The 3,096-nt window shown below is 60.8% G+C and carries 2 protein-coding genes; both read right to left on the bottom strand.

The genetic code is table 11. The features are described from left to right. Nucleotides 1-60: 60 nt before the first annotated feature. Nucleotides 61-1,512, bottom strand: a complete 1,452-nt coding sequence (locus ACR0DX_RS22605; RefSeq protein WP_170352592.1) for an NAD(P)(+) transhydrogenase (Re/Si-specific) subunit beta — start codon at nucleotides 1,510-1,512, stop codon at nucleotides 61-63. Nucleotides 1,513-1,525: 13 nt separating this feature from the next. Continuing rightward, the coding region (locus ACR0DX_RS22600) for a Re/Si-specific NAD(P)(+) transhydrogenase subunit alpha (protein WP_353394998.1) at nucleotides 1,526-3,096 on the bottom strand (1,571 nt) is incomplete at its 5' end.

Here is a 3,096-nt window from a genome sequence, read left to right as displayed (position 1 = left end):
TACCGCGAAACGCGGAAAGGCGCCCGTTTGGGCGCCTTTTTGTGTTTTATGTGTTTTGGATCAGTCGATCATGGGCAGGAGCTTGTCCAGCGACTGCTTGGCGTCGCCATAGAACATGCGGGTGTTTTCCTTGAAGAACAGCGGGTTTTCGATGCCCGAATAGCCGGTGCCCTGACCACGCTTGGACACAAACACCTGCTTTGCCTTCCAGCATTCCAGAACCGGCATTCCGGCGATGGGGCTGTTGGGATCTTCCTGCGCCGCAGGGTTCACGATGTCGTTCGACCCTATCACGATGGCCACATCCGTTTCCGGGAAGTCATCGTTGATCTCGTCCATCTCCAGCACGATGTCATAGGGCACCTTGGCCTCGGCCAGCAGCACGTTCATATGACCCGGCAGACGACCGGCAACAGGGTGGATCGCGAAGCGCACCTCTTTGCCCTTGGCGCGCAGCTTGCGGACCAGTTCACTGACCGACTGCTGTGCCTGCGCCACCGCCATACCGTAGCCCGGAATGATGATCACGCTGTCGGCGTCGTTCAGAGCTGCGGCAACGCCATCGGCGTCGATGGCAACCTGCTCGCCCTCGACTTCCATCTGCGGGCCCGAGGTGCCGCCAAAGCCGCCCAGGATCACGCTGACAAAGTGCCGGTTCATCGCCTTACACATGATGTAGGACAGGATCGCACCCGACGAGCCAACCAGCGCACCCACAACGATCAGCAGGTCGTTGCCGAGGCTGAAGCCAATGGCCGCTGCGGCCCAACCCGAATACGAGTTCAGCATCGACACAACCACCGGCATGTCCGCGCCACCGATGCCCATGATCAGGTGATAGCCGATGAACAGCGCCGCCAGTGTCATCAGGATCAGCGGGAACAGACCGCCCGAGGCGGTGTACCAGATCAGGCAGATCAGCGAGAGACCCGCCGCCGCCGCGTTCAGCGCATGACCGCCGGGCAGCTTGGTCGCCGCCGATGTCACCTTGCCCGCCAGCTTGCCATAGGCCACGACCGAACCGGTAAAGGTGATCGCACCGATGAAGATGCCCAGGAACAGTTCCACATGCAGGATCGTCAGCTCGGCCGCCGTCTTTTTGGCGATCAGCTTGGCAAAGGCGCCCAGATCCGACAGGTCCGCCTGGTTCGCCGCATCCGCAATCGCCATGACCTGCGCCACGTTGCCGATCTCAAAATGCGCGTTGAAGCCCACAAACACAGCCGCCAGACCCACGAGGCTGTGCATCGCGGCCACAAGCTGCGGCATCTCGGTCATCTGCACGCGCTTGGCGACATAGGACCCGATCAGACCGCCGCCTGCAATCAGCAGCAGCGACAGCAACCACAGGCCCGAACCGGGGCCCACAAGCGTGGCAAAGACCGCCAGCGCCATACCGACAATACCGTACCAGACGGCGCGCTTGGCGCTTTCCTGGTTCGACAACCCGCCCAGAGACAGGATAAATAGGACAGCCGCAACAACATAAGCGGCAGTGGTGAAGCCAATCATCTACCCGGCCTCCTTAAGATTTCTGGAACATGGCGAGCATGCGCCGGGTGACAAGGAAACCGCCGAAGATGTTGATCCCGGCCATAAAGACCGACAGCGCCGCCAGCAGGATCACCAGGAACGAGCCCGACCCGATCTGCATAAGCGCCCCAACAATGATGATCGACGAGATCGCGTTGGTGATCGCCATCAGCGGAGTGTGCAGCGAATGCGCCACGCCCCAGATCACCTGGAAGCCAACGAACACGGCCAGCACGAACACGATGAAGTGCTGCATGAAGCTGGCCGGAGCGACCAGACCCACCAGCAGCATCAGCGCGCCGCCCACACCCAGCAGGGTGAACTGCTGCTTGGTCTGCGCCTTGAACGCCGCAATCTCCTGCGCCTTTTTCTCTTCCGGGGTCAGTTCCTTGACCTCGGGCTTCTTCTGCGCCGCGATGGCCTGCACTTTCGGCGGCGGCGGCGGGAAGGTGATCTCACCCTCAAAGGTCACGGTCGAGCCGCGGATCACGTCATCTTCCATGTCGTGGTTGATCTGACCGTCCTTCTCGGGCGTCAGGTCAGTCATCATGTGACGGATGTTGGTCGCGTACAGAGACGACGATTGCGCCGCCATCCGGCTGGGGAAGTCGGTATAGCCGATGATGGTCACGCCATTGTCGGTCACAATCTTCTCATCCGCGACGGTCAGCTTACAGTTGCCGCCTTTTTCCGCCGCTAGGTCCACGATGACCGAGCCCGGCTTCATGCTTTCGACCATATCCTTGGTCCAAAGCTCGGGCGCTTCGCGGTTCGGGATCAGCGCGGTGGTGATCACGATGTCCATCTCGGGGGCAAGTTCACGGAACTTGGCCAACTGCGCGTTGCGGAATTCTTCGGACTGAACCGACGCATACCCGCCAGTGGCCGCGCCATCCTGCTGCTGCTCTTCAAAGTCCAGATAGACGAATTCTGCACCCATCGACTCGACCTGCTCGGCCACTTCGGGGCGCACGTCGAACGCATAGGTGATCGCGCCCAGCGACGTGGACGTCCCGATCGCGGCCAGACCGGCCACACCGGCCCCCACGATCAGAACTTTCGCAGGAGGTACTTTACCCGCCGCTGTCACCTGACCGGTGAAGAAACGGCCAAAGTTGTTGCCCGCCTCGATCACGGCACGGTAGCCCGCGATGTTCGCCATCGACGACAGCGCGTCCATCTTCTGCGCGCGGGAAATACGCGGCACCATCTCCATCGCGATGACATTCGCGCCTTTGGATTTGGCCAGCTCCATCCCGTCTTCATTGCCCGCAGGGTTGAAGAACGAGATCAGCGTCTTGCCCTTGGTCAGACGCTTCAGCTCGGTCTCAGAGGGCTGACGCACCTTGGCGACAATATCGCAGTCTTTCCACAGCGCAGCAGCGGTCTTGATAACCTCAACCCCTGCAGCTTCATAGGCAGCATCCGAAAAACCTGCCGCAAGACCAGCCCCCTTCTCAATGGCGCAGTCATAGCCAAGTTTCTGCAACTGCAAAGCGGACTCGGGCGTCATCGCGACCCGGTTCTCACCGTCCAGTATTTCCTTTGGTGTGCCTAGCTTCA

The organism is Ruegeria sp. D3 (assembly GCF_056534465.1).
The sequence above is the reverse complement of the archived record's forward strand: the minus strand, read 5'-3'. Positions and strand labels throughout refer to the sequence as shown.

Bases quoted from the DNA above. Each gene is read 5' to 3' on its own strand.
- ACR0DX_RS22605 (WP_170352592.1), bottom strand. From the start codon at position 1,512: ATGATTGGCTTCACCACTGCCGCTTATGTTGTTGCGGCTGTCCTATTT.